Raw genomic sequence first — 25,846 nt, forward strand, 5'->3', positions numbered from 1 at the left:
GTCACTCCCCCTCCTTCGAGCCAAACAAACTCCAGCTGAGCTTGTTCGAGGCGTACATGAGGATCAGAAGAAATACCGAGATCGCTGCGGCATAGCCCATCTCGAACCGGATGAAGCCGTAGTCTTCAATGTGGTTGATGATGAGATGCCCGGCATACTCGGGTGTCGGGTTAACCCCGGAGAGCTCGACCCCGATCGCACCCGCCTTGAAGGTGGCCACGATGGCCATGACGGCCCCGAACAGCATCTGAGGCTTCATTGACGGAATCGTAATATGCCAGATCTCCTGCAGCCGGCTGCAGATCCCGTCCAGCTTGCCTGCTTCATAAAGCTCTTTGTTCACACCCAGCAGACCGGCCAGCATGGCAAGGAAGCCTACACCCATCGAAGACCACAGCGTGACGACAATCATCGAATTCATGAGATAGTCTTTATCGGTGACCCACAGCTTTGGCACCTCGATGAGCCCGAGCTGCAGCAGCAGCGAGTTCAGGTAGCCGATGCGGTCTCCGCTCAGCATCGGCAGCCAGACGATGGACATCGCGATGCCGGCCGTCAGCGACGGGGTGTACATAGCCAGCGCATACCAGCGCCGCGACTTCTCCGGCAGCTGGGTAATCAGCCAGGCCAAAAGGAAGGCCGCCGCATACCCGCCGGGTCCCACGATCAGCGCGAAGACGAAGGTATTCGGCAGCGCGTGCTTCAGGAACAGCAGATCCTGCGACAGCAGGTACTGGAAGTTCTGCCAGCCGATGAAGCGCGGAGCCTCGATGGCGTTGAAGTAGGTGAAGCTCAGCCCGATTGCGGCGATCACGGGAATCAGGATGAACGCGATAAAGCACAGCATGAACGGGGCGATGAACAAGTACGAGAGGCGGTATTGCCAGATGCGGCCGAAGAGTCCTTTGGCCCGCATCCGCCGGGCCTGCTTCTTCAGCCCGACCCGGCCGGAAGGCGCCTTGACGGCCACGCTTCCCGCTTTATTCAGCATAGGGATCGACTCCTTTCCATGGCTCTTTGACGGCCGGCACATCCAGCGTGCGGACGACCCTGCCGCTGGCGTCAACGAATCCAAATTCCAGCTGCTTGCGCCGCAGCTCCCGGTCGATATCCAGCACCGCGGTCTCCAGAGAAGTCCGGTAGTTCAGGCCGTCGACGACGGACCGCAGCCAGGCGTTATGGATCTCACGCTCCAGAAAGTATCCGCCCGGAAGGTTCGGGATGTCCTTGTACCAGCGCCACTGGTCCAGGATCACCTCGGCATCCTCCCGCTTCCACGGCAGCTTGGCGAATGCGTTCACGTTGGAGGTGTTCCAGCGGAAAGCGACGCCGTTCACCGCTTCGATATCGTTGCCGTACCGCTCCTGCACTTCGTCGGACACCCACCATTTGAGGAATGCCCAGGCCTGGTCTTTCTTATTGGATCTCTCAAAAATCACCGAGGTCCGCTGTCCGCCCCCCGCCCACCGGACGATGGAGCCGTCAGCCTGCTTCACGCCCGGGATCTCCGCGATGCCCCACCGGCCGTTCAGCTCGGGCGCTGCGGCTGCAAGCTGGACGTACAGGTTGTAGTCGGATACGCCGATCGGCATCGTCCCCCGGCGGAAGTGCTGGTAGAAGCTCGGGACTTCCTTCTCCAGCGCATAAGTGTTGAATAGATCCGTCCACATCTTGAAGGCACGGAAGCCCTCCGGGGTATCCAGCGCCGTCTTCATCCCGTCCGGGCGGTACAGGTCCGTGCCGTTCTGGTAGAAGAACGGGGTGAAATCCTTCGGATTCATATAGAAGTTCAGCGCGTTCTGCTGCAGCACCGGAAGCAGGGCGTACACATCATCCCACGTCTGCGGGACCGGAAGACCGAGTCCCTTCAGAATATCCTTGCGGTAATACAGTACCTGGAAGGACTGGGTCTCGGGCAGTGCATAGTAGCCACCGTTGTAGTGAAGCGGCAGCCAGGATCCGGGGGAGAACTTCTGCTGAATCTCCTTGAAGTCGGGGTAGCGCGAGAGGTCATGAACGCTGCCCCGGATCGCGTAATCCACCGGCAGGTCCTGCGTCAGGCCGAGCGCCACGTCCGGCTGCACGCCGGCCGCATTCGACATGACGAGCAGCTGGGCGTTCGGCAGCAGATTCACCTTCACCTTGATGCCCGTCTCGGGGGTGAACAGTTCGTCGGAGAGCTGCTGGAGCTGGTCGACGTAATCTCTCCCCCGCTGCACCCAGACGTTCAGCACCCGGTCGTCCATGTTCTTGAGCGAATTGCGGGCGTCGAACGAGTAGATGAAATTTTGGGCCGTGCCGAAGGCCGAGCTCAGCCAGGAAGCCACCATATCCGGGAACTCGCGGTCCACAGGCGCCAGGTACAGCTCATCGAGCTGCAGAGGCTGCTGCAGAAGCGTCTCCGTGAATCCGCTGATTTTTTCTTTCATGGAAGAAATCTGGTCGGTGTAATACGGAATGTCGTCCACCTTCTCCAGCCAGCTCCCGGACATCATCCGCTGAGTTGCGGATTCCCTGCGAGATGCTGTCCTTGCCGCCGTTGATCTCCTGCAGCGAGTCCGCAAGCGTGACCATCCGCTTCGCGGCCTCCTCGAGCCGTGGCGTCAGGTCCGGCAGCTCCTGCTGCAGCTTCCAGGTCCGGTTGCGGTCGACAATCCCGCCGGTCAGCGACCGCAGATCGTCCTCCACGGTCCGGAGCAGCTCGGTGAGCTCCTCGATCCCGATCAGCACCGGCTTGAGCGGCGCGTGGGTGACCGCCAGGGATACGGTATGCTCCCCGGCCGTGAGATACAAGCCGTACGGCTCCTCCTCTTCCGGGCCCAGCAGGATACCTCTCCAATCGGAAGCGTACGGGAATCGGAAAGCGGTCAGCTCCCGGAACGGCACCTGCCCGTCAATCCGGACCGTGCGGAAGGAGGACTTCTGCGCGAACTGGTTCTGCAGGGACCGGAAGGCCAGCTTGTACAGCCCCGTCTCCGGCACATTGACCTTCCACGTGATCTCCTGGTTATGATACAGCCACCGCCTGCCGCCGACCGTATTGTAGGTAATCCGGCCTTTGGCCACCGGTACGGTCCGGGCGTCCGTGTCGGAGAACAGCTTGATCGACGTGTCGTTCTTATGCAGCAGATCCTCTGCCTGAATCGTTAGGACTTCGGCCTGCGCCTTCCGGCTGGGGGCGGGAGCGGCCGGATAGGCGGCTGCAGCTTCCGCGTAAGCAGGCGTACTGCGGGTAGCCTTCAAGATGAGCTTCTCCAGCGCCACCGGCTCGCTGCCGCTGATGCGCAGGGTATGCTCTCCCGCGGTGAAGCGCCACAGCAGCGGGCCGCCGTAAGCCCCGCCGCCATCGGTCAGCGCTGTCTGCTTCCAGGCGGGTACCTCAACAGAGCGCGGCCGCACTTCGTCTCCGTCGTCGTTCTTGCGGATCGGCCGTTCATCCCGCCAGTCGCGGTACAAAGTGATCGATGACGTTTCCCTGTAGGGTCTTCTGCCGTCCAGGGTCAGATCCCATACGATCGCACCGCCGATCCCCTTCGCCGGCAGCGGACGGTACGAGACGTGAATCTCATAGAGGCCGTCCGCGGGGACCGTGAAGCGGTACTCGACCCAGTTCTCCCCTGTGTTTTTCCACTGAAGAGCACGGGCCTTGCCTTCCAAGGGACCTATAATAAAAGCGCCGCTGTCGGATTGCCCTGCCGGTGCCGCGGCATCGATGACGATCTCCCCCGCTCCCGCCTGCACCTTCTCCTTCTGCCAAGCCTCCAGGACCTCGCCGTAATACGGCTCCGTTTCGGCCGCTGCCGGCGTACCGGACACCTTCACTGAAGCCTTCGCGGCTTGGGAGTCCTGGACCGTCGCTCCTTCTGCACTCGCGGTGCCGGGAGCGGCGGCAGGGCTTCCGCCCGGCAGCCCCAGCAGTCCGGCGAGCACGAGTAGGGCCGTCCGCCGGGTCAGGTCTCGATGGTTCATCTGCTCAAGCAACTATGTACACTTCCTTCCTGTCAGAGGCGGAGCTTATTCGGTGAATCGGGTTCCGGTTTCCTTGTCGAAGAACAGCAGCTTGGACATCTCCGGGGCGAGACGCACCTTCTCCCCTTCCTCGTACCGGTAATGCGGGTGAACCCGGACGACCAGCATCCGGTCCTGTCCGATATCGATATGCAGGAAGCGGTCGGCGCCCATCAGCTCGCTGAGGCGGTACTCCCCGGTAATGACCCCGTCGGAGTAAAGGCCTTCGAGCGCAATGTTCTCCGGCCGGATGCCCAGGGTAACGGCACGGCCTACCTGCTTGTGAGCCCGCAGGACCTTCGCCGCCGATCCGGTAAGTTCGAGCTGGAACCGGGAGGTATGGAACTCGAGCCGGCCCGGCACCTCTTCTAGAACCCGCCCCTCGATGAAATTCATCTGCGGCGAGCCGATGAAGGACGCTACGAAGGTGTTGGCCGGATACGAGTAGATCACTTCCGGTGAATCCACCTGTTGGATGATGCCGTCCTTCATGACGACGATACGGTCACCCATCGTCATCGCCTCCACCTGGTCGTGCGTGACGTAGACGAAGGTGACTCCTAGGGTCTTGTGCAGCTTGATGATCTCGGTGCGCATCTGTACCCGGAGCTTCGCATCCAGGTTCGAGAGCGGCTCATCCATCAGGAACACCTGAGGGCTGCGCACGATGGCGCGGCCGAGCGCGACGCGCTGCCGCTGCCCGCCCGAGAGCTCCTTGGGCCTGCGGTACAGGTAGGCTTCGAGCTCCAGTGACCGGGCCGCTTTCTTCACGGCGAGATCGATCTCATGCTTCGGCAGCTTGCGCAGCCGGAGCCCGAAAGCGATGTTTTCGTAGACGGTCAAGTTCGGATAGAGCGCATAATTCTGGAACACCATCGCAATATCCCGGTCCTTCGGCGGCAGGTGGTTCACCAGCCGGTCCCCGATATAAATTTCCCCCTCCGAGATCTCCTCAAGCCCCGCAATCATCCGCAGGGTGGTCGACTTGCCGCAGCCCGATGGCCCCACGAAGACGAGAAATTCCTTGTCCTGGATATCCAGGTGAACATCCTTTACGACCGCCTGCTTGTCTTTGCCATACCGCTTGTACAGATGATTGATCTGAATCCGTGCCATCTCCACCGCCCCTTGTTCCTTTTATCCAGCGGCCTCCGCTTCCTCCAGGGATACAGCAAAAACACCGGAGAAACAGGCAAAAGCCGATCTCCGGTGTTCCGGTAGAAGTACTATATTAACCTTATTGGAATAGTATGATATAGAATATAGCACCCCATCCCCGGCCTGTCAAAGCCTTTTTGGCGCCGGCTTTACCTTTTTTTTGTTCCGGCAAACGGAGCGCCGGCAGCAAAAAGAGACCGCGCCACAGCGGTCCCCTGCCTGGTCTGTTGGGTTGATGTGCAGCCTGCGTGGACGGGGTCGTCACCTGCTCCTCCCGTTTATTGGCGGCTTAGGCAGCACTACTCCTGACGCTCCACCATCCGTTCGAACAGAAAATCCACGATGTGCTTCACGTCCATCTCTTGGCCTGCCCCATGCTTCCGGACCCCCAGCTTCATCTGAAGCAGACAGCCCGGGTTGCTTGTCAGCATTACGCGGGCTCCGGTACGGCCCGCATGCTCCATCTTGTGCTCCAGCAGCTGGCCGGCCATCTGGGGCTGGGTCACGTTATAGATGCCCGCAGACCCGCAGCAGCGGTCCGCTTCTTGCATCTCGACGAAACGGACGTTGGCTACCTGCCGGACCAGCTGTCTCGGAGCGTTCGAGCTCTTCATCACGTTGCGCAGATGGCAGGAATCCTGGTATGTAACCGTCAGCGGCCCGGCGCCCGAATCCGATCCCGATTCCTGTTCCGCAAAAGCCGGTATTCTTCCATGTTCGAGAAACAGCCTGCTCACATCGATCACGCGGGAAGCGAACCAAGCGGCAAGCTCGCGGTACTCCGGGTCTTCGTGCAGCAGGTGATCGTATTCCGCCAGATGAGCGCCGCACCCGCCCGCGTTGGATACGATATACTCCATTCCGGCTTCTTTGAACGCTCTGAGGTTCGTACGGGCCAAGTCTCGCGCAGGCTCCAGCTCGCCGCTGTGGGCATGAAGCGCTCCGCAGCATACCTGCTCGCGGGGGATCACAACTTCAAAGCCGGCTTCCGACAACAGCTTCACCGTATGGACGTTCGTATCCGCGAATAGCACGTCCATGATACAGCCGCGGAACAAGGCGACGCGGGCCAGCGCTTCCCCTTTGGCAGGATAAACCGTGCCGAGCCGCTCGATCACGCCTTGAGCGGTCGCCTCAGGCAGAATCTGCTCCATCTCGCGCAGCTGCGGCGGAGACAGCCTGAGGAGGCCGGTGCCTCGGACCAGTCTCCTCAGTCCGGACTTTTGGTAGAAGGACAGGGATCTCCCGAGCCATCTGAGCCGTCCCCTATGCGGAAGAACTCCTTGGAAGAACAGCCTGCGGATTCCGGTTACGGGAACGCTGTGCTTGGCGTGATCTTCTATGGCGTCGCGCGCCTGCTCCATCAATTGGCCGTACTTGACATCCGCAGGACACACCGGCTCGCAGGCCCGGCAGCCCAGGCAGTGGTTCATTTGCTCCTGGAACGCCTGATCCGGATCCATGATTCCGTCCGCAACCGCTTTCATGAGCGCAATACGTCCGCGCGGCGATTCGGGCTCCACACCGGTTTCCCTGAACGTAGGACAAGCAGGAAGGCAGAATCCGCAGCGCATACAATTGGTGAGCTGATTATAATCGAGCTTTTGGTGCAGCGCTCTGGCCAACGGGCCGGTGAGCTTGGAGTCCGGTTTCTTCTCAATTGGCTGTGCTCCGCCATTCGCATTACCCACGGTTGATCACCACTCTTTTTCTCGTTTCTTTGGCAAACATCTTGCCCGGATTGAGCAGGTTATGCGGATCGAATGCCTGTTTGATCCCGCGCATCACGTCCACCCCCGCCCTTCCGATCTTCCACTCCAGGAACGGCGCCTTGACCAGGCCGACGCCATGCTCTCCGGTAATGGTTCCTCCCATCTCGATCGCCGCTTCAAAAATCTCCTCAAAGGCCTGCTCCACGCGGTGCACTTCCTCCGGATCTCTTGCGTCCGTCGTAGCCGTCGGGTGCAGATTGCCGTCTCCGGCGTGACCGAACGTGGCGATCGACACATCGTACTTGCGTGCGATGTCATTGATGCGCAGCACCATATCCGCGATCCGGGAACGCGGAACCGTGGCGTCCTCCAGTATCGTGGTCGGCCGAAGCCGCGCTAACGCAGTAAAGGCACTTCGTCTTGCCGTGAGCAGCTTCTCCGCGTGCTCCCGGCTCTGAGCCACCTCGACCCGGTCCGCCCTCTCCGACTCGCAGATCTCCCGAATCCGCTCCATGTCGCGTTCGACGGGTTCCGGATCGCCGTCCTGTTCGATCAGCAGGATCGCCTCCATATCCCGGGGAAGTCCCAGCTTGGCAAAATCGTCCACCACCCGAATCGTCGGATTGTCCATGAATTCCAGCGTGGCGGGAATGATCTTCGCCTCGATAATCCGGGATACGGTTCTGGCCGCCCCATAGAGATCCTTATACATCGCAAGCATCGTCTTCTTGCTCTTCGGCGGAGGCACCAGCTTCAAGGTCGCCTCGGTGATGACGGCCAGCGTCCCCTCGGAGCCGACCAGCAGCTTCGTCAGGTCATAGCCGGCGACATCCTTCATCAGCTTACCGCCGGTTCGGATGATTTCGCCGTTTGCGAGCACCGCTTCGAGGCCGATCACATAATCCTTCGTCGTTCCGTACTTGAGCCCCCTCAGTCCGCCGGAGCACTCGGCGATGTTGCCGCCGATCGTCGAGATTCGCATGCTGCTTGGATCCGGCGGGTAGAACAGCCCGAGCGACTCGATATGTGTGATGAACTCCGCCGTAATGATGCCCGGCTGCACGACAGCCGTCAGATTCTCGAGATCGATATCCAGAATCCGGTTCATGCGGTGCATCACCATGACGACCCCGCCCTGAACCGGAACCGTGCCCCCGCACAGATTGGAGCCTGACCCACGGGTAACAAGCGGTACGCGATGAGCCGCGAGCTCTTTCATAATCTCTGCAACTTGCCGGGTGTTCTCCGGATAGATTACTCCGTCCGGCAGGCTCTGTAGCATGGGTGTCCCGTCATAAGAGTGGGCTACCAGCGCCTCTTGGTCATCGCGGTAGTGCGTCTCTCCAACAATCCGGCGAAGCTGGCGGGTTAAGGCTTGATCCAGCATGGATAAGGGCATCTCCTTCGGTCTTCATCTGGTCAACTGATGAATGATTTTCCATAGTATAAGCTGTGCCTTTGACAACGTCTATAGGATGGGAACGACTTTATAGCAGGCATATGGATCATGGAGGGACCGGTCACGAGAAAAAAACCATAAAAAGAAACCATAAAAAACCCGCGACTTGGGTCGCGGGTTGGGCAAAAAGCGGACTCCAGGCCATGGAGGGCTTCTTATGAGGCATGGACGAGTAGCGTTCTTCCGGTCGATGGTTCATCCTATTCTTGCGCGTCTTCGTCCTGTCTGTATTCCAGAATATCTCCGGGCTGGCAATCCAGTGCCTTACAGATCGCCTCTAACGTGGTCAATCGAATGGCTTTGGCCTTCCCGTTTTTCAATATGGACAGATTAGCCATCGTGATGCCAACCCTCTCCGAAAGCTCGGTCACGCTCATTTTTCTTTTAGCGAGCATCACATCAATGTTGATGATAATGGCCATGTTCTTCACCTCAGACGATCAAGTCGTTTTCCGATTTTATATCAATAGCCTCTTGCAGCAGCCTTTGGAGAACCGCAGCAAACACGGCAACCACCATGGACGCGAAAATCAAGGCCATTCCGATCAGGATGATCCCGGGGGCATCGTCGCGCTCCGCAAGCAGATAAAAGAGCGGCAGCCCTAACACATACAGACCGCTGTAGGTGATGGCACACTGTTTGATCTTCTTTAAAGCCCCAACGGATAGCTCCGAGAAAGCCTTGTTCTTATCAATATAGCTTAAAAGGGTGTACGCTTGATACAGTGCGAAGTAATACGGTATCGCCGTTGCATACAAATCAGCGAAGACAAGATACTTCAAGTAAGCCGCTTCCGGATACAGCTCTGCCGCAAAATTGCCTATCTCGGGCACCAAAAATACACATAAAGCAAGAACGGGGACTCCCATAAGAATGACGGCTAACTTTAAAAAGAGCGTTGTTCCTCGTTTCATCAATAAGCACCTCGCTTAGAAATTGTCGATTAGAATTTATCATACGATTTATCGTAAGTCAATAAATTATCATCGTTATTATTTATATTATTATTGTTTTAACAGGATCATTCATTGTTTGCGCCAAGAAAAAAAGAGCACTTCTTCCATGCGAAGAAATGCTCTTATAGGTGCTATCTAATCCATACTTGACGGTTCACCGGAGCCGCAGGTGCTTTTTCTCATTCAGGAAACTCACTCAGGCCCGCGATGAGCGCATGGCTTTCACTTTTTTGACCGAGCTGTCGTTCAGGAACGCCCGGTACTCCTCGGATTCGACGGGATAGAGGGCGACCCTGCCGCTGGCATCGTGATGGATTCCCCATCCGTACCGCTTCCCCAGCGAGGAAGTCCGAAGGCACGGCTGCCCTTTGGAGAAAAACACCTCGCGCGCGGCTCCTCTTTGCTCTTCCGGGATCCCGCCGCGAATGGCGTGAACCTCAAACAGCACATCTTCCTGCGTATACCGGTAAGGATGGTTTGCGATCAGTTCATACTGGAGAAGGGGGACCGTTTTCGAATCTCCTTTGGCTTTGGGAATCTCGGCGGCTGTGACGGTACAGTCCTCGGCTACTTCAATGAACGTCCCGTAGAAGTTATGGTCTTTCATGAGGGATCCTCCCCGTTAGAATTCGCTGACTCCCTCCATGATACCATAAGTTTACAGTCGATCTACAAGTTTTGACGACGGTCTTACGTCAGCCTTCGAACCGGATTTTTTGATCCGCATCCGTTAAGGGGCTTCATAGTTTTTTAACGGCATGCCTACATATTCGCGGAAGCAGCGGATCCGATCCGCCTCGTACTCGAAGACGACTGCAAGCTCATTTCGATAAGGCCGGCCATTCAAGGACCCTTCCGCGCGAAATACCACCATTCCGTTCTCCTCATTCTCCAGCTCAATGAGCGGAGTCAGCTGCACCTTCAATACCGAGCGCTCGAACCTAATCAATTCCTCGAACCGCTCTTTGCCCTGCTGCTTGTGATTCCACCCCTCCAGCGGAATCGGTACAAAGAAATGAAAATCCTTCGTAACCTTCTCAAGAAAATCGACGGTATGCCCGGTTTCGAAGGCCTGCCTGAAAGCATCAAATGCTTCACCCGTCCGGGATGGAAAGGAACCCGCGTGCTTCTCCATAAGAAAAACCTCCTCGTTTCTGGGTCATTGGTCATTTCAAAGTTCAAGTGTGACAGGATCGCTTTCATGTTTTCATTGTATCTACCGGAGGATGCCGCAACAATCACGAGATTCTGATGCAAATGATCGGTTTGGGTAATCATTCATGGCGGGAAAAGTCCGCAGCATGAATAACGCCCTCAACTTTTCCTGCTGGAAAAATGAAGGGCGTCTTAGCCTGACGACTCGCTTGCGATTCTTGGGTTAATGCCCGAGCCCTCCCGAATGGGTGCCTGGAGCCTTCGGCGTGCGGGCGAGCGGCGGGAGCGTGCCGTAGGTGCCGGCCCGCCAGAGCCATTCGGCAGGGCCCATCCGGAAGCTGCGCAGCCAGATGCGGCTGCCGAATGTGAGGAGAAGCGATACGACGATGCAGTATACAGCGCCCGCCCACAGCGGAAGATCTGCCGCTGCATCGCCCAGCGCAAGCAGTGCGGCCCACGTGAGCAGGCTCTGCGCCAGGTAATTGGACAGCGCCGTCCGGCCGATGGCCGCGAAGTCCTCCAAGCGATGTGCCCCATACCGGCGGATGAGCCTCAGCAGGGTGCAGATATAGAACACGGCCATCGTTTTGCCGCTGAGGTGCGTGAGGTGGAAGATCTCCATCGGCGTATAGCTCTCATGGGAGAAGTAGTACCGCAGCATCGGGATGAACAGCAGGCCCGACAGCAGCAGCGCCGTCCACTGTGTGACGCGGAGGGGCTTCGCTCCGGCTCCGGCATCCCCCCTCTAACCACTCCTTCTTGCCCGCATGGAGTCCGAGCAGGAACAAGCCCAGCACCTCGATCCCGATGAAGAGCACATTCGGCAGACCGTCGCCGAGAAGATACACCGCCCGTTCTTTCCAGCCCGGTACGTCTGCAAATTTGGGGCTGCTGAGCTCTGCGGACATCCCCAGCCCATTCATCAGAAGGATGAGGAGCGATACCACCGCGGCATAAAGTCCGGTCAATACGACGCCCCATACCAGCACGGTCTTGGAAGAGCGCCGATAGAAGAGCAGAAGCAAGAACCCGAGCAGCGCATACGTATACAGGATGTCACCGTACCACAGCAGTACCGCATGAAGCAGACCGATCAGCAGCAGGATGCCAAGCCTTCTGGAGAAAAGTCTCCTCGCCGGCTTCCCCTGCTGCTCCGCCCGCTGCATGAAGAAATAGAAGCTCAGCCCGAACAGGAAGGCAAAGATCGAGTAGAACTTCGTCTGAAAAAACATGTCGTACAGGAGACGAACCGCCGCATCCGAGCCTGAATAGGAAGGCTGAAACGAAATCCCGCTGCCGATCATCTCCGGCACGTTCACGAAGAAGATGCCCAGCACGGCAAACCCCCGGATCACATCCAACGATTCAATACGGCTGCTTCCCGTTTGGAGGGTATTCACCGGGACGCTCCCTCCCTTCTATTGTCAATGTCCTTCCTATTGTAGCATTAACTGGCAGGCTCGTCACACCTTGTCACAGCGATCCCGTGCAATCCTGTTTTTGTCCCGGAGCCGGTCCTTTTAATAGAGCTGATACACCGTGTATTTCAATCGATAATCCGCGCCGTCTCCCTGCAGTTTATCCTGCTGCAGTGTGCCGTTATCGTTCGGTCCGGCGTTGATGGTGGTGGAATCGAGCAGATCGTCGTCATCCGCGTCATCCTCTTCCATCAGCTTGATTTCGGCCTTCGATAGCATTTTGATCCGGTGCGGTTTCAATGCGGTTCCGGTTACACTGGCAGGATCGTTATGCCCTTGGTCGCTGTCCGTATCCGGATAGTGGAAGGTGCTGGACGCCGTATTGTCGAGGAGCAGGTTCAAGTAAGGGTCGTCGTCTCCGGTCAGATCCTCCTGCTCGATGCAGTAAAGTTCGACAATGTCCAAGATCCGCAGATTCGTTTCGTAGGTGATGGCGAAGTAGGCCGCCTCATTCACGGCAGGCTGCGTTCGGGAGACAATCAGCCTGTATCCTCCTGTACCCAGCGTCTGCGTCGTGCTGCCGAACGTCTTCTCGAAGGCGGGAAGCGTAACCTGTGAAGCACCGCTCCCATACAGCGTCGGACCGTTCTTCGATTCGCGAATTGCGTATGCGAACGACTTCGGAGGACTGTTGGACGCGGGATCCGCATACTGGCCGCCTAAGAGCCGCTTTTGCTTCAGCTTGAACGTCGACCAGGGCTTTTGCTGGGCATCGGATAGCTCTGTTCTGAATTTGAAATAAACCTCTTTCTGCAGCGGATGGATTCCGTCGTCCTTGACCATTGTTGCGTTCATAGGCTGTGTGGGATGAAGCGCGATGGCGTCCTCCCATGTCGCTCCCGTCGCCTGATGAATCTGCATCGTATACGGCCCGGTCCAGTCCTTGTCGTGGGAACCGTCGGCCTTGAGGGGACGAATCCGCAGGTAGAACGGTCCCGGCGGCGAGTACTCCACCGTCTCTTCGCGCGATGTCAAGGCCGGGCTGCCTTCCCATGGTTCCACAGGGAATGACATCTCGTTCTCCGCAAAGGCGGTAAGCTCGAAGGCGGCCGGAGGCGTTCCTGCCCCCGCCTTGAACGTATAGGTTCCCGGATCCGGGAAGTACATCCACTGCACATTGCCCGCTGCGGACAAATTCATGGCATTCGCCCCTTCGGGCGGATCCACTTTGGCGGTTGACGGCGAACAGTAGGCGGCGCTGGTGCCGATGGTGATGTCCACGCCGTAATGGTCCGATAGATCCGTCCCTTTCGTGTCCTTATAATCCCGTTTGACCGTGGAGTGAAGAAAACAGCCTCGCGGATACTTGGCAAGAATGTAGTCGAGCCGCTGGTCGGATTTGAATTCCTCATCGATCAGCACATGGGTGTTCATGAGCCGTCTCGTAAACCCGGGATCTTTGCCTTTCGGCGAATTGTGGACCGCCCAGGTATCTTCCAATCCCAACTGATGCAGCTCGCTGTTCGTGCCGATCAGCGTATCGTATTCTGTGCTGCCGGCAATCACATTAAGGTCTCCGGTAAGCACGATTGCTTCATTCGTAAGACTTTGCCCGGGGAGAACCCAGCGGATCAGATCGGCGATCTGGGCGAAATTGCCGGCGCGGCCGGTCTCGGCATCGGCATCGGGAATCGAGTATGTCGCCTGGGTATGAGAGAAGAATACGTTGAGCGGCAGGCCTGCGGGATCCTCCAGGCGAACCCATCCGACCCCTTTGCTGCTGTACGAATCGTCGTGATACAGATCGTCGTAAGGGAGGAATCCGCTGCTGCAGCTGCTGTCGAAGCCATAGGAATCCAGGATATGGTACGTTCCGCAGATCAGCTGCGGGACCGTCACGTCGACCATCTCGTACTCATCCGGACAGCCTCCGTCTGGGGAAGGACAGGGCTTCAGCACCGGAATTTGTTTTGCGACGATCGAACCCAGGTCGCTGCGGGGAAGCGGCTTGAGTTTGGAGTACACGGCCAGCCCGCTGTTACCGAATATGCCGTCGAGTGTGCTCGTATCTCCCATTTCCGTGAGGGCATAATCATAATGCGGCTTCAGCTTTTCGGTGATGCCCTCTTTCATTCCGCTGTCGAACACTTCGTTGAGCGTAACCACATCATAATCGCCTGCCAGGATTTTGTCCCCGATCTGGAGGCCTCTGTCGTAAGGTGTCAGATTGTACTCCTCCCCGTTGAACAGATCGGTAATGCCCTGCACATTGTAGTGGAGAATCCTTACGGCCTTCCGCCCTGCAGCGGACGCCGGATCCTGATTCGACAGCACCGCGACCGATACCGCAAGCGCAATGAGCAGCAGCCACCGCATGAGCATCCCTGCCCAGCCAACCCGCTTCGTATGCATGAATACACTCCTTCTCCGGATCAAAGTCAAGGGAATCTCCCCCTATCCCTCATCGAGGATATGTATAAAGTGTAAGAATATGTCTTATTTAACGTCCTCATCCTTCTGCATGAACACAACAAAAAGGCAGCTGCCGCAGCCTCTGCCCCCTTCCCGCGTTCTCCTCGCATCCCTGCGGACTCGAAATCAAAAGAGCGACACCATTGGATATGGCATCCCTCTCTATACGCAGGATTAGAAGCCTTCCAGAACCACCTTGCCGACCGTCCGGCCCGATTCCAGTTTGGCATGGGCCAGGCGCAGGTTGGCGGCATGGATCGGAGACAGCGTCTCGCTTGTAGTCGTCCGGATCACGCCCTCGTCCACGAGACGCGCGATGTCATTCAACAGCTTGTGCTGCTCGATCATATCCGGCGTTTGGTACATGGAACGGGTAAACATCAATTCCCAGACGAACGTGACGCTTTTGTTCTTGAGCAGGGTCAGGTTCAGCAGTTCATCGGTCTCGACGATCGAGCAAATCTTGCCCTGCGGCGCGATCGCCTCCGCCATGTTCGTCCAGTGCTTCTCGGTGCTGTTCAGGCAGAGCACATAGTCGACTTGGTCGAAGCCCAGCGGCTGCAGCTGCGGCAAGAACGCTTCGAAGTGGTTAATCACGTGGTCCGCGCCAAGTCCCTTCACCCATTCCGTCGACTCCGGCCGGGAAGCGGTGCCGATGACCGTCAGGCCGGAATATTTCGCGAGCTGTGTCGCAATCGACCCGACCCCGCCTGCGGCTCCGATGATCAGGATGGTTTTGCCGGTATTGGCGGCCTTGTCCCGCGAGATGCTCAGCCGGTCGTACAGGCTTTCCCAAGCCGTAATTGCCGTTAACGGCAGTGCAGCGGCCTGCGCGAAATCCAGTGTGGACGGCTTCGTTCCGACAATCCGTTCGTCCACAAGATGGTACTCGCTGTTCCCACCGGGGCGCGTAATGCTGCCGGCATAGAAGACTTCGTCGCCGGGACGGAACAGCGTGCAGTCCGGACCCGCCTGCTCGACCACGCCCGCGACGTCCCAGCCGAGAATCCTTGGGGCGCTCTCCACCCGGTTTTTGGGCGAACGGACCTTATAGTCCACCGGATTCACGGAGATTGCCTTGACCTTCACCAGCAGATCCCGCCCTGCTGCGGACGGCTTCTCCACTTCCACGTCGATCAGGCTCTCCGGGTTCTCGATCGGCAAATAGCTGTACAGTCCAACGGCTTTCATCGTTTCTTTCGTCATGGTTCTTCTCTCCCTTATTGGTTCGATGGGTTAAGCTGATAATCGAAGTATAAGGGATGGAAGTCATTTCAAAAAGTACGCACATTGGTGTGTTCTAGTATCATTCTTTATACTATGGACCCAGGCCAAAATCTTACTGGTGGCAGCAGGAGTCGGAGCTTTTGGTGTGTTCGTACCGGTCATGGTAGCGCCACCAGACATAAGGCTTGGACTGCGGCCATCCAGGGGGAGAATCCTCCCACTCTTCCTGCCTGCCGAACGGCGTCATGTCGAGTAAATTGAAATTGGAGGCGAGCTTCTCGGTTCCGCGCGCCGTGGTATAGTAAGTCCGGAAGATGCTGCCGCCGTCGCGGAGAAAGACGCTAAGGCCGGGAATCTCCCCTTTGTCGGTCGTGGCTTCGAAATCAGAATTAAAGTCGCTGCCGAACGAAGAGAACCAGGGGATCGTCCAGCCCATGCGCCTCTGGAACGGCTCGATTCGCTCTAACGGCGCACGGGAAACGAGGACCAGGGTCGTATCACGGGCATGCAAATGAGCGGTATGGCCCAACCCGTCGACCAGCATCGAGCAGCCGACGCAGCCCTCCTGCCAGCCCGGATCGAACATGAAGTGGTAGACAATGAGCTGCCGCCGTCCGTCGAACAGATCGAGCAGTCCCGCCTGCCCGTTCGTCCCCTCGAAACGGTACTCCTTGTCGATCCGGACCATCGGCAGCCTGCGGCGCTCTGCGGCAAGGGCATCCAGCGCGCGGGTCGCTTCCTTCTCCTTCCGGAGCAATTCCTGCCGATCGGCAAACCATTCTTCCTGCGACACGATGTTCGGAAGTGCTGCACTGCTTTGACTCAATTGAATCCCTCCCATGGTTTCTTCTTCTGGTACATCGTAAGAATATCACGGAACGGCCTAGCCTATTTCTTCCCGATTGCTCAATCGGGAGAAGACGGGTGGATTTGCCGGTACATTGCGCTGCAGAGCAAGCTCCTCGCCGCCGAATCGCTGCGATCGGACCATGCCGATAAGCCGCCGTTCTTGTGGTGAAACTTGCGGTACCGGTTATTGTTTTCTGCCGATGTACAGGAATGACAGCACGCTGCCGCCGATCATAATGACCGCTGCAGCGAGCAGCGATGTGTGCATGCCGGCAATCAACGAGGGGCCGGCGCCCAGAAACGAGCCGAGAATGGCGACCCCGATCGTCGCGCCAAGCTGCCGGCATGAGTTGAGAGCGCCGGATACAGCACCTGTATGCTCCTTGGGCACGGAAGACAGGACCGCCGCCATCAATGCGGGAATGGTAAAGGACACACCAAATCCGATCAGCAGGAGTCCGATCAGCGTAAGGGTATAGCTCGTGTTCCCATCCGTCAACATCTGCAGCAGTGAACCGGCGGCCGCAAGGCTGAAGCCGGCCGTCATGGGGATCCTCGCCCCCATTCTCCCCACCATGCGGCCGGTCAGAATCGGATTGAAGGCCAGCGGAATCATCATGGGAAGGAGCGCGATTCCCGCCGCGTGTGCCGATAAACCGCGTGCCTGCTGAAAAAATAAGGGCACGATGAACAGAATGCCCGAGAGGCCGATGTTCACCGCCATCCCGGCAAGCAAGCCCGCCGATACGGTCGGAATTCTCAACAGCCTAAGCGGAAACAAAGGTGCCTTCGATTTCGCTTCCACCATTAAGAACAGGACGCCGTTGAACAGAGCCAGCGTAAATGCTGCCATAATGATAGCGGAACCCCAACCGTAGGTCTCTCCCTCCATGAGTCCGAACGAGAAAGCGGCTATGGCTGCAATGGCCGTGATTTGTCCCGGCAGGTCTAAGCTTGGCCGCGGCTTAGGGTCCGTTTCCTTCACGGACAGGAAGGTGAGGAGCAAGCTTATTCCGGCAAGCGGCACGTTGATCAGAAATATACTGCGCCAGCCGAACGTGTCCGCCAACAGCCCGCCGGCGACAGGCCCTGCTGCCATCGCTGCGCCGGTAACCGCCGCCCAGATGCCAAGCGCCCGGGCACGCTCGCCCGGGCCGGGGTAGGCGTGGGCGATCAGGGTTAGTGAGGCCGGCATCAGCGCTGCGCCTCCAATGCCGAGTACCGCCCGTATAGCGATCAGCGCCCCCAGGGTGGAGACGGCTGCCGAAAGCCCCGAGGCGGCGAGAAACAAGGCCAGTCCGCCCATATAGACTCGTTTGGCGCCAAGCTTGTCAGCAAACGCGCCCATGGACAGGAGGAAACCGGCAAATACGATCGTATAAGCGTTGACCACCCATTGCAGGCCGGAGATCCCTCCTCCCAAATCAGCCTGAATCGCAGGCAGCGCTACGCTCACGACCGTCATGTCCAGGAGGACCATAAAGTATCCGAGCGAAAGTCCGAGCAGCGACAGCGATTTCTCCAGCCTGCGAGCAGGTTTGGATTGTATTTCCATTCTTGTTTCCAAGTCCAAGATCCCCTTTCATCCTCATTTCAGGCTGCCCCTTCTTCTCATGGAGAGTGTATAATGAAATGTATACTGGCATAAGATGAGGGTTTATCCTAGGAGTCACTCTCCTACCATAGGAATCGGACAAGGGAGCAAGAAAGAAATCATGGAACAATCCAACCCTACACGGCTTCAAGAGCTGGCGCAGTTTTTGAGAACCCGCCGTGCCCGTCTCTCGCCCGAGCAAGCGGGTCTGCCGAATGAAGGGCGCCGGCGGACTCCGGGTCTGCGGCGCGGGGAAGTCGCGCAGCTGGCGGGCGTCAGCGTGGACTGGTACACCTGGCTCGAACAGGCGAGAGACATTCAAGTCTCGGCTCAAGTGCTGAACAGCATCGCAAGTGCCCTCCGGCTCGATACGGATGAACGGAAGCACTTGTTTATGCTGGCCCTGCAGCAGCTTCCGGCCGAACCGATCGCCGCAGACACCGCCGTAAGTATGACGCTTCAAACTTTTCTTGATCTGCAGGGGACAAGCCCCGCCTATGTGTACGATCAGCGGCTCAATATCGTTGCCTGGAACAGGGCTGCAAGCCTGATATACGGGGATTACGAGGGCATGTCGATGCGTGAGCGGAATTCGGTATGGCGGACGTTTCTTTCCCCGTATGTACGGCAGCTGCTCCAGGAGAACTGGGAGCATCACGCCCGGCACCGATTGGCCCAGTTTCGCGCGTGCTACGCACAAGCCGTCGGTGATCCCTGGTGGACGGATCTCATCGGGGAACTGAATCGGGAAAGCCCGGAATTCAGAGCCTGGTGGCCGCGACACGATGTTCTGAATGGTCCGGAAGGCAAGAAAATCAATCATCACCCTGCAGCCGGCTTGCTTGTATTTGAGCAGATATCGTTTCGTGCCACGGATGCTTCCCACCTTACAGTCACAATTAATATCCCGTCGGATGAGGAAACGACAGCCAAAGTCAGGAAACTGCTTCAACGCATGTAGAGACTTGGCACATGCCAAAGAGACCTGGCTCTTCACCGGGTCTCTTTCTTTGTAATCTCCCCTAAAGAAAGTCCTCTCTGAGTCTGCGGCTCACTTCCCCTCCGGATAATACAGATCCGTCATCATCGGAGAATAGCCCAGCTGCCGGCCCATGGACAGGATCTGTCCCTTGTGGTGAAACTCGTGGGTCGCCGTATGGGTAAACAACCAAAGCGGGGTTATGGCAACGGCATCTTCCTGCCAGGAGGGCGAACCGAGGATTTCCAGATCGGGCTGATCTTCGAATTCGTTCAAGAACTCTCCGACGAGCAGATCAACTCCCGCGAATACTTCGCGCATCGCCCGTACGTGCAGAACCTGTTCGGCAGGAACTGGCGGCAGGGTCCTCTTCAGCGCAAAACCGCCTAACCAGAACCGGTAGCAATCCGCCGCATGCGCCTGAAGACTGCGCATCGACCCGCCGCCGAAGCTTTCCATGTCTCTTACATAGTCCGAAGCTGCGATCGTTTCGCAGTATTGGAATAACACTTCCCTCGTTTGGACAAGCCATTCATACTGCCGGGTTAGTATACGCATGATTAGGGGATCATCCTTCCCATCCATTAGAATACATCCATTCGTATAAGATGATTGTATAGCTGCCCTCCCCATCTTGTTTCTTATCGATTGCCGACTTCGTTCTGATACGCCCGGAAATAGTCTACAACGACCTCACGGAACTCCAGCGCAGCCCGCGAAATGTAACGGCTTCCGTGCCATAGTAAAGCAATCTCCCGTACCAATTCGTGATCCTCTATTTGAAGATAGTGGATCTGTTCCCGTGAGTTCATCGCTGTGCTCGGTATGAAGCCAATGCCGATTCCGGCTTCCACAAGCGCGCTCAGCCTGGCCGGCTCATTGCCTTCATACACATAGTTCAGCGCAAATCCGGCCGATTGGCATACGGAGTCCACCAAATCGCGGGTAAAGTAGCCTCTTTTCACCCCGACGAACCATTCGTCCTTAAGCTCCGCCAAAGTAACGCTGCTTCGGCCTGCGAGCCAATGCCCCTTGGGCACAGCTGCCAGGATGGGATCGATGTGCACGATCTGGCATTCGATGTCTTCTCCTTGCATGGGAGGTGAGGACAGGCAGTAATCGACCTCTCCGCGATGAAGAAGCGTCACCATTTCCTGCGTGGTCAGCATTTGAACGTGAAATGGGGTGTGGGGATGCTTTTTGCGAAACGCCCGAAGAATCTGGGGCAGCGTGCTGGCGTTGGTCACCGCCAGTTTGATGGCGCCCTGTTCCGGGCTGGATAAATCGCGAAGCTCCTGCCTCCCCTGCTCGAGCTCAAACAGCGCTCTTTCGGCACGGTGGAGGAATCGGCTTCCGAACGCATTGAGCCGCAGCTTCCTCCCTGTCCGGTCGAATAGAGGGACCCCGAGATCCTCCTCCAGGCGTTGAATCGTTTTGCTCAGCGACGATTGCGTGACATGCAGACTGCGCGCCGCTTCGGTCATATGCTCCAGTCGGGCTACCGCGAGAAAATACTGCAATTGAAGAAGCTCCACTTCGCACACTCTCCTCATTCATTCCTTACGATCAATGAAATCATAACATGAAATGCGTTGGAATAAATGAGAAATCTCCCTTAAGATGACGTTACTACGCTTTGGAGGGGAGCTCCTATGAATGCTCGAAACAAGTGGCTGTTAATTTCCGTTGGACTGGGGATCTTATTGAACCCATTGAATTCTTCGATGATTGCGGTTGCCATTCCCAGGCTGCAGCAGGTGTACGAACTTGATTTTACCGTGGTTTCCTGGATGATCTTCACCTTCTACATCGCGAGTGCGGTCGCTCATCCTGTCGTGGGAAGAGCCAGCGATGTCTTCGGACGCAAGAAGATCTTTCTTGCCGGTCTTGCGGCAGCCTTCGCCGCTTCGTTAGCGGCTGCACTGGCACCAAGCTTCGGGTGGCTCATTGTGATGCGCATTGTGCAGTCCATCGGAACCAGCATGATGGTATCCGTGGGGATGGCCATTGTGCGGATTCATATTACGGAGAAACAAGCGGCGGCGCTGTCCGTACTGTCCATCTTCCAATCCGGAGCGGCAGCGATGGGCCCCTTTATTGGCGGGGTTTTGATTCACTGGTGGGATTGGCCCGCTATCTTTTACGTCAATATTCCGTTCGTGGCGGCGAGCTTTCTATTCTCTTGGAGGACGATCCCCAAGGACGAGCCGCTTCCAGCCGCTGCACGGGAGATGTCCGCACGGAAATGGATGGAAACCATGGATGCGCCAGGGATCCTGCTCTTCACCGCAGGTCTGATCGCCCTGCTTGTCGGGTTGTTATCAGCCAAATCAGCTGCGCAGGTCTCATTGCCCTATGTCATTCTTGCTTTCACCGGCCTTGTTACACTCGGATTTTTTGTAAGGCATGAATGGAGAACGGCGTCACCCTTTATTCCTCTGCGTACGCTTGCCAAGTTTCCTGCAATCACCTGGGTTAATGTTGAATTTATGGTTGTGAACGCCTTTTTTACGCACTCTTCTTTGGGATTCCGTCCTACCTGCAAACGGTACGCGGGATCAGCGAATTCCATACGGGGATGCATATGCTGACCCTAGGCCTGTGCTCGATCCTGGCTTCCCCTGTGGCAGGACGGTGGATCGATAGATCAGGACCTCGGCCGGCCCTGCTCGTATCCGCTGTTCTGATGACCCTGGGGTCCGTATGGATTGTGTCCTGGAATCCGGCTTCTCCGGTCATCAGTGTGTGCTTGGCGTTAGCCGCTTTCGGGATCAGCAACGGACTTACCTCTGTCGGAATGCAGGCGGCCTTGTTCCGCAGCTCCCCGAAAGAAATCATCGGCACGGCATCCGGATTATTCAGTACATCCAGATACCTCGGAACCATCCTCTCCTCCTTATTGACAGGCATGGTGATGGGAGGTCAGTTCAGCTTCGGGGGATTCCGGTGGCTTGGGATGATCCTCACGGTCATTGCGTTGTCCCTGGTCTTCATGAGCTGGCGGCGCCGGGAGTCAGTGCAGGTGGAGGCGTCGTAGATTTCCGGACCCATGCTAATATCTTTTTAACCAATCCAGGATGATATCGACGGATTCCTTATATCTCTGGCCCGCGAGCAGACCGGTATGGGTTGTGTTCCAGAGCCCTTGATATGCAGCCCGGAGATGCTCCGCGGTTACCCTGCCCCGCCGGTCGTCCTCGTCAGAGGCAACGGCTTTGATCACCAGGCACGGGCAGGAGATCGCACGGCTGTTGATGGATATCCCCTTACTCTCGGAGGAAAAGGAAAACGCGCGGACTGCCCTCGATGACTCCATGGCCAGATACTTTCTTTGAAAAGCAATGTCATCCGCCGATTCATCCAGACTTGTATCTTCTTCACGGGTTGGTGCAGGCTGGATGATGCCGGGTGTCGTGTCCTCCAATACCTGGTAGGGTACAGCTTCATGCACTTCCCTGCTGATGACCGAATCGACCAGCACCAACCCGGCGATCCGGACGGTTTCCGCCAGCTTCTGCCCCAAGATCCCACCCATACTGAACCCGATCAGAACCGGGGGCATACCACACGCTGCGATAACCTCCTGGATGTCCTCCAGATAATTCTCGAACGTGATTGTCGTCATATCCATCACTCTGCTTTTGTAGTGGCTTCTCAAGTTCATGACATAGCACGGCCACCCTTCACCGATGAAGTGAGGAATGTATTTGCCCCACATCCAGCTTCCGGTGAAGGCACCGTGTACAAACAGCAAGGGGGGTCTGCCGTGGGCCGTTTTGACGGGATCACCCTCGAATACTTCCAGAAATAAGTCATGTTCCCCTATGTATTTCCCCGTATGATCGGGCCATTCTTTCGTGTAATCTATCACGTCGATCTCCTCCCGCCATTTGATTTGATGTCAAACTAATTAACCGAAAATAAGGTGTCAGAAGTTTTGGTCAATTTTTTTCAGAATGCGAAGCAGGTCTTGTTGCTCCTTGTCAGAAATATTGAAGTAAAATACGTCTAACACTTCTCGGGAAATGGATTCGAAGACCGGCTCCAATTCGCTCCCTTTCTGTGTTAAAGCAGCATAAACAACCCTCGAGTCCTCTGTGTCCCTTTCCTTGGTCACATACCCGAGACGGACCAGCTTATCGACCAGCGCGGTGACGGTGGATTTATCTTTATGAATCCTCTTGGCTATGTCCGCCATAGGGAGCCGGGGGTTCGCGAACAGCGCATAGAGGATGTCCCCATGCGAGGTGCCGATCCCGTCAACCCCATGCTTCCCCAGCTCCAGAACAATGAACCGGTTCACCTTGTCTCTGATTTTGGCAATGAATGAAATAACATCTCTGGTTTCCATAACCGCATTATAGTTTGATATCAAACAATTGTCAATAACTGGATAGGCTTCCTGCGCAGCCGTCCCACCGATTGGAGCGAAAAGGCACGCCGAAGGAGATTCGGCTGCCTCTTCCTCCTACCCCTGCTTCAGCTGATAACGCAGCAGAACATTGCCGGAGGCAAACGCCTTTGTCTCCGTCAGTGTGAGTCCGAACTCATAGACATGTTCGAAAAGCGGTTTCCCCTGCCCCGCCACCACCGGTGTGAGGATAAATACGTACTCGTCAATCAAGCCTTCCGCAGCCAGCTGCCGGACGATGGTGCCGCTGCCCATAATCAGAATATCGCTGCCTTCCTCTTCCTTCAATCTCTGCGATACTTCGACTACGGAGCCGTTGAATCGCCTGGTATTTGCCCAGGTAATCTCTTTTTGTTCGCTTGAGAACACGATCTTCGTCATGGCCGTTAGTTCTTCTGCCACAGCTTTCCATTCTTTCGGAGCACGGGGATCATGAAGGATGGGCACCCAGTTTCGCTCAAACCCCCGGTATGTATGCCCGCCAAGGATCAGTGTGTCCAGCGTCCCACCCCCGGAACGTACGGCGATATCCACTTCCGGATCCTGCACGAACCAATCCATGCCGAAAGTGTTCTCATTCAAACTCGCAAAATAACCGTCGATCGAAATCCGGTTCAGCATGATGATTCTTCTCATTTTCGCTCACTCCCGACGATTTTGTTCAAGACCATCTTACACCCGCGTCTGCCTCCATAATTGTATAATCCCGTCAATTGGAAGCGTTACATGTAGGATGATCCCGTCTCATCGACGTGCAGTTCCGTCTCTCTCAGGGTGAGGATTTTGGGACTGACGAAGGAAAAGGTTCGGATCTCACGGATAAAATGCGACTGGTCATAATAGTTAAGCTCCTGGGCGACATCCGATAATCGCTCGAACTCACCCGAGTTGATTAACCTGATCGCTTCGTTGACCCGGATGAGCCTGATGTACAGCTGAGGCGCCATGCCTACCACGCGGGCAAAGCGCTTTTGAAATTGACGCTCCGAGATGGGAAATTCGGACAACACCCGGCTGACGGAAAGATCGGCAAGGTTCCTGCGCATATAGTCCAGCACCTGTTCCATCAATTCGTCTCTTTTATGAGGCTGTTCCAATCTTTGGGTTAAAAAGGCCTCGAGCAGCGCGACCCTGTGCGCGTCCGTTTCGGCTGACAGCAGTTTGGCCTCCAGCGCTTCCGCACCGAACTGACCTGCTGACAGACTCTTTCCATGCAGGGAGGAAGCGTCCATGCCGAACAAAGAGTAAAGCGCATGGGACTTGAATACGACCTGGATCGTTGTGAAGGGCGCGGCTTTAAAGCGCATCACACTTGGCTCCGAGCCTTGACCGTGCAAAAATAGAAGAGGAATATCCTTGATTACGGAGCTTGGTGTTTCTATACTTTCGACTGCCGCGGAACCGTCCTCACAGCGCTGGTACAACATCCCCGGCTGCCCGCTGGGACATACTTTGACCTCACCCGCTTCGCTGTTCTTCTGTGTCGTAACACGGATACATTCGATATCACGAGATAATGGAGGCGACGGCTTGATTACGGAAAATTGGATCGTATTCATGTGCTCATCCTCATTTCGGAAGGAATAGCGGTATACTTCTTCATTCCTCCGAACAATCCTGCCCCGAAACAAACAGGCAGGTGAATGCCATCCCACAATTCTGTTTCGACTGGCAGTAATGTAGTGACAACGTATGGAAGGGAGCGTACAATTGGATGAGGATGATCCTTTTGGAAAATGAGGTGCCGATACATGGATCAAATCGATTATAAAATCTTGTCGTCGCTGCACGATAACGCCCGTATGCCCATATCCGAGTTGAGCCGGATGATCGCCATGTCGCAGCCGGCGGTAACGGAAAGACTGCGGAAGCTGGAAGATCAGGGGGTCATCACCGGCTACCGGGCGGAGATTTCGCCGCGCAAGCTGGGCAAGCATACCACATCTTTCGTTTTGTTCAAGACGAATAACTGCAAGGACTTTCTCGCTTTCACCGAAACGTCTCCCGAGGTGATCGACCTGTACAGGATCAGTGGGGAATACAATTATTTGATGAAGGTGCTGACCGAAACTACCGAGTCGCTTGCCGCCTTCCTCGACGCCTGCAGCGCTTTCGGATTCTCAACCCCACTTATCGTGCTTTCCACACCATTTGAGGACAAAAGTCCGGTGGCCGACCGATTATCGGACGAAGCATCGCAGGGGAAACCGGAACCGGTGGCGCGTGGAATGTAAGAGCTCAGAGGATCGAGAACAACAATGACCCCCTCAAGGTCAATACACCATGAGGGGGTCTTTGGACTACCTGCTGCTATTTGTCCTGCAGGGAATATATACTTCGAGCTCCGATCGGGGTTACCTTCCCGATACCGTTCGTCGGACGCCTCGAAATCGAAGCCTTGCGCCCCGCCTTCCCCGCTCCAATCCCACAGCTTTTCGCCGCTGTCC

General features: G+C 56.6%; 24 protein-coding genes and 1 pseudogene. 3 read left to right on the forward strand and 22 right to left on the reverse strand.

Annotation, left to right across the window (positions count from 1 at the left end):
- Position 1: 1 nt before the first annotated feature.
- The 16 genes from PM3016_RS19495 to PM3016_RS19560 all read right to left on the reverse strand — a co-directional run bounded on the left by PM3016_RS19495 (position 2) and on the right by PM3016_RS19560 (position 17,982).
- On the reverse strand, positions 2 to 991 hold the full coding sequence (locus PM3016_RS19495; protein ID WP_014370631.1) for a carbohydrate ABC transporter permease: 990 nt from the start codon (positions 989 to 991) through the stop codon (positions 2 to 4).
- Positions 981 to 2,468, reverse strand: a complete 1,488-nt coding sequence (locus PM3016_RS39910) for an ABC transporter substrate-binding protein (RefSeq protein ID WP_238540251.1) — start codon at positions 2,466 to 2,468, stop codon at positions 981 to 983. The genes PM3016_RS19495 and PM3016_RS39910 overlap by 11 nt, the downstream gene beginning before the upstream one ends.
- Entirely contained in the window at positions 2,368 to 3,981 is a 1,614-nt protein-coding gene (locus PM3016_RS39915; protein WP_238540252.1) for a carbohydrate-binding protein, read from the reverse strand. Before PM3016_RS39915 ends, PM3016_RS39910 begins: the two co-directional genes overlap by 101 nt.
- Before the next feature lie 33 nt (positions 3,982 to 4,014).
- Positions 4,015 to 5,124 (reverse strand): ABC transporter ATP-binding protein, encoded by a 1,110-nt coding sequence (locus tag PM3016_RS19505; RefSeq protein WP_014370632.1) that lies wholly within the window; start codon positions 5,122 to 5,124, stop codon positions 4,015 to 4,017.
- Positions 5,125 to 5,465: 341 nt separating this feature from the next.
- On the reverse strand, positions 5,466 to 6,857 hold the full coding sequence (locus tag PM3016_RS19510) for a (Fe-S)-binding protein (protein ID WP_014370633.1): 1,392 nt from the start codon (positions 6,855 to 6,857) through the stop codon (positions 5,466 to 5,468).
- Complete coding sequence (locus tag PM3016_RS19515; RefSeq protein ID WP_014370634.1) at positions 6,850 to 8,265, reverse strand: FAD-linked oxidase C-terminal domain-containing protein; 1,416 nt, start codon at positions 8,263 to 8,265, stop codon at positions 6,850 to 6,852. Before PM3016_RS19515 ends, PM3016_RS19510 begins: the two co-directional genes overlap by 8 nt.
- 272 nt (positions 8,266 to 8,537) lie before the next feature.
- Positions 8,538 to 8,759 carry a helix-turn-helix domain-containing protein gene (locus PM3016_RS19520; protein ID WP_013918218.1) on the reverse strand — a complete coding sequence of 74 codons (222 nt, stop codon included), beginning with the start codon at positions 8,757 to 8,759 and terminating at the stop codon, positions 8,538 to 8,540.
- 10 nt (positions 8,760 to 8,769) lie between these two features.
- Positions 8,770 to 9,252: a DUF2975 domain-containing protein gene (locus PM3016_RS19525; protein ID WP_013918219.1), complete on the reverse strand. Its 483-nt coding sequence runs from the start codon at positions 9,250 to 9,252 to the stop codon at positions 8,770 to 8,772.
- A gap of 238 nt (positions 9,253 to 9,490) precedes the next feature.
- Positions 9,491 to 9,901: a DUF6157 family protein gene (locus PM3016_RS19530; RefSeq protein ID WP_013918220.1), complete on the reverse strand. Its 411-nt coding sequence runs from the start codon at positions 9,899 to 9,901 to the stop codon at positions 9,491 to 9,493.
- Positions 9,902 to 10,024: 123 nt separating this feature from the next.
- A complete protein-coding gene (locus PM3016_RS19535) occupies positions 10,025 to 10,429 on the reverse strand; it encodes a nuclear transport factor 2 family protein (RefSeq protein WP_014370635.1) in 405 nt (134 codons plus the stop codon).
- 243 nt (positions 10,430 to 10,672) lie between these two features.
- Positions 10,673 to 11,110: a DUF418 domain-containing protein gene (locus tag PM3016_RS39920; RefSeq protein WP_238540253.1), complete on the reverse strand. Its 438-nt coding sequence runs from the start codon at positions 11,108 to 11,110 to the stop codon at positions 10,673 to 10,675.
- The gene (locus PM3016_RS39925) at positions 11,085 to 11,849 is read right to left on the reverse strand and encodes a DUF418 domain-containing protein (RefSeq protein ID WP_238540254.1); all 765 of its coding nucleotides are present in this window, start codon (positions 11,847 to 11,849) and stop codon (positions 11,085 to 11,087) included. Before PM3016_RS39925 ends, PM3016_RS39920 begins: the two co-directional genes overlap by 26 nt.
- Before the next feature lie 120 nt (positions 11,850 to 11,969).
- Positions 11,970 to 14,279, reverse strand: coding sequence for an endonuclease/exonuclease/phosphatase family protein (locus PM3016_RS19545; protein ID WP_014370636.1), 2,310 nt, complete (start codon positions 14,277 to 14,279; stop codon positions 11,970 to 11,972).
- 234 nt (positions 14,280 to 14,513) lie between these two features.
- Complete coding sequence (locus PM3016_RS19550; protein ID WP_013918226.1) at positions 14,514 to 15,545, reverse strand: zinc-binding alcohol dehydrogenase family protein; 1,032 nt, start codon at positions 15,543 to 15,545, stop codon at positions 14,514 to 14,516.
- Between the two features lie 133 nt (positions 15,546 to 15,678).
- The gene (locus tag PM3016_RS19555) at positions 15,679 to 16,392 is read right to left on the reverse strand and encodes a DUF899 domain-containing protein (protein ID WP_014370637.1); all 714 of its coding nucleotides are present in this window, start codon (positions 16,390 to 16,392) and stop codon (positions 15,679 to 15,681) included.
- A 207-nt stretch (positions 16,393 to 16,599) separates the two neighbouring features.
- On the reverse strand, positions 16,600 to 17,982 hold the full coding sequence (locus PM3016_RS19560) for an MFS transporter (protein WP_238540255.1): 1,383 nt from the start codon (positions 17,980 to 17,982) through the stop codon (positions 16,600 to 16,602).
- A gap of 148 nt (positions 17,983 to 18,130) precedes the next feature.
- Between PM3016_RS19560 and PM3016_RS19565 the strand changes: the two genes are divergently transcribed.
- Positions 18,131 to 18,970, forward strand: coding sequence for a helix-turn-helix transcriptional regulator (locus PM3016_RS19565; RefSeq protein WP_013918230.1), 840 nt, complete (start codon positions 18,131 to 18,133; stop codon positions 18,968 to 18,970).
- Between the two features lie 90 nt (positions 18,971 to 19,060).
- On the opposite strand, the gene PM3016_RS19570 is transcribed toward PM3016_RS19565, so the two are convergent.
- Together PM3016_RS19570 and PM3016_RS19575 are read right to left on the reverse strand one after the other, a co-directional pair.
- Positions 19,061 to 19,546 carry a DinB family protein gene (locus tag PM3016_RS19570; RefSeq protein ID WP_013918231.1) on the reverse strand — a complete coding sequence of 162 codons (486 nt, stop codon included), beginning with the start codon at positions 19,544 to 19,546 and terminating at the stop codon, positions 19,061 to 19,063.
- Between the two features lie 83 nt (positions 19,547 to 19,629).
- Positions 19,630 to 20,523, reverse strand: coding sequence for a LysR family transcriptional regulator (locus tag PM3016_RS19575; RefSeq protein ID WP_014370640.1), 894 nt, complete (start codon positions 20,521 to 20,523; stop codon positions 19,630 to 19,632).
- A gap of 117 nt (positions 20,524 to 20,640) precedes the next feature.
- On the opposite strand from PM3016_RS19575, the pseudogene PM3016_RS19580 reads away from it, so the two are divergent.
- Positions 20,641 to 22,025, forward strand: a pseudogene (locus PM3016_RS19580) (MFS transporter).
- 15 nt (positions 22,026 to 22,040) lie between these two features.
- Here PM3016_RS19580 and PM3016_RS19585 read toward each other — a convergent pair.
- From PM3016_RS19585 to PM3016_RS19600, 4 genes are all read right to left on the reverse strand, one after another.
- Positions 22,041 to 22,859 carry an alpha/beta fold hydrolase gene (locus PM3016_RS19585; protein ID WP_013918234.1) on the reverse strand — a complete coding sequence of 273 codons (819 nt, stop codon included), beginning with the start codon at positions 22,857 to 22,859 and terminating at the stop codon, positions 22,041 to 22,043.
- A 57-nt stretch (positions 22,860 to 22,916) separates the two neighbouring features.
- Positions 22,917 to 23,339, reverse strand: a complete 423-nt coding sequence (locus PM3016_RS19590) for a MarR family winged helix-turn-helix transcriptional regulator (protein ID WP_013918235.1) — start codon at positions 23,337 to 23,339, stop codon at positions 22,917 to 22,919.
- A gap of 117 nt (positions 23,340 to 23,456) precedes the next feature.
- Positions 23,457 to 24,035, reverse strand: coding sequence for a dihydrofolate reductase family protein (locus tag PM3016_RS19595; RefSeq protein ID WP_013918236.1), 579 nt, complete (start codon positions 24,033 to 24,035; stop codon positions 23,457 to 23,459).
- Positions 24,036 to 24,121: 86 nt separating this feature from the next.
- Positions 24,122 to 24,958 carry a helix-turn-helix domain-containing protein gene (locus PM3016_RS19600; RefSeq protein WP_013918237.1) on the reverse strand — a complete coding sequence of 279 codons (837 nt, stop codon included), beginning with the start codon at positions 24,956 to 24,958 and terminating at the stop codon, positions 24,122 to 24,124.
- A 192-nt stretch (positions 24,959 to 25,150) separates the two neighbouring features.
- Between PM3016_RS19600 and PM3016_RS19605 the strand changes: the two genes are divergently transcribed.
- Positions 25,151 to 25,633, forward strand: a complete 483-nt coding sequence (locus PM3016_RS19605; protein ID WP_013918238.1) for an Lrp/AsnC family transcriptional regulator — start codon at positions 25,151 to 25,153, stop codon at positions 25,631 to 25,633.
- Positions 25,634 to 25,846: the final 213 nt, after the last annotated feature.

It is taken from the genome of Paenibacillus mucilaginosus 3016, assembly GCF_000250655.1.
Lineage (GTDB): Bacteria > Bacillota > Bacilli > Paenibacillales > NBRC-103111 > Paenibacillus_G > Paenibacillus_G mucilaginosus.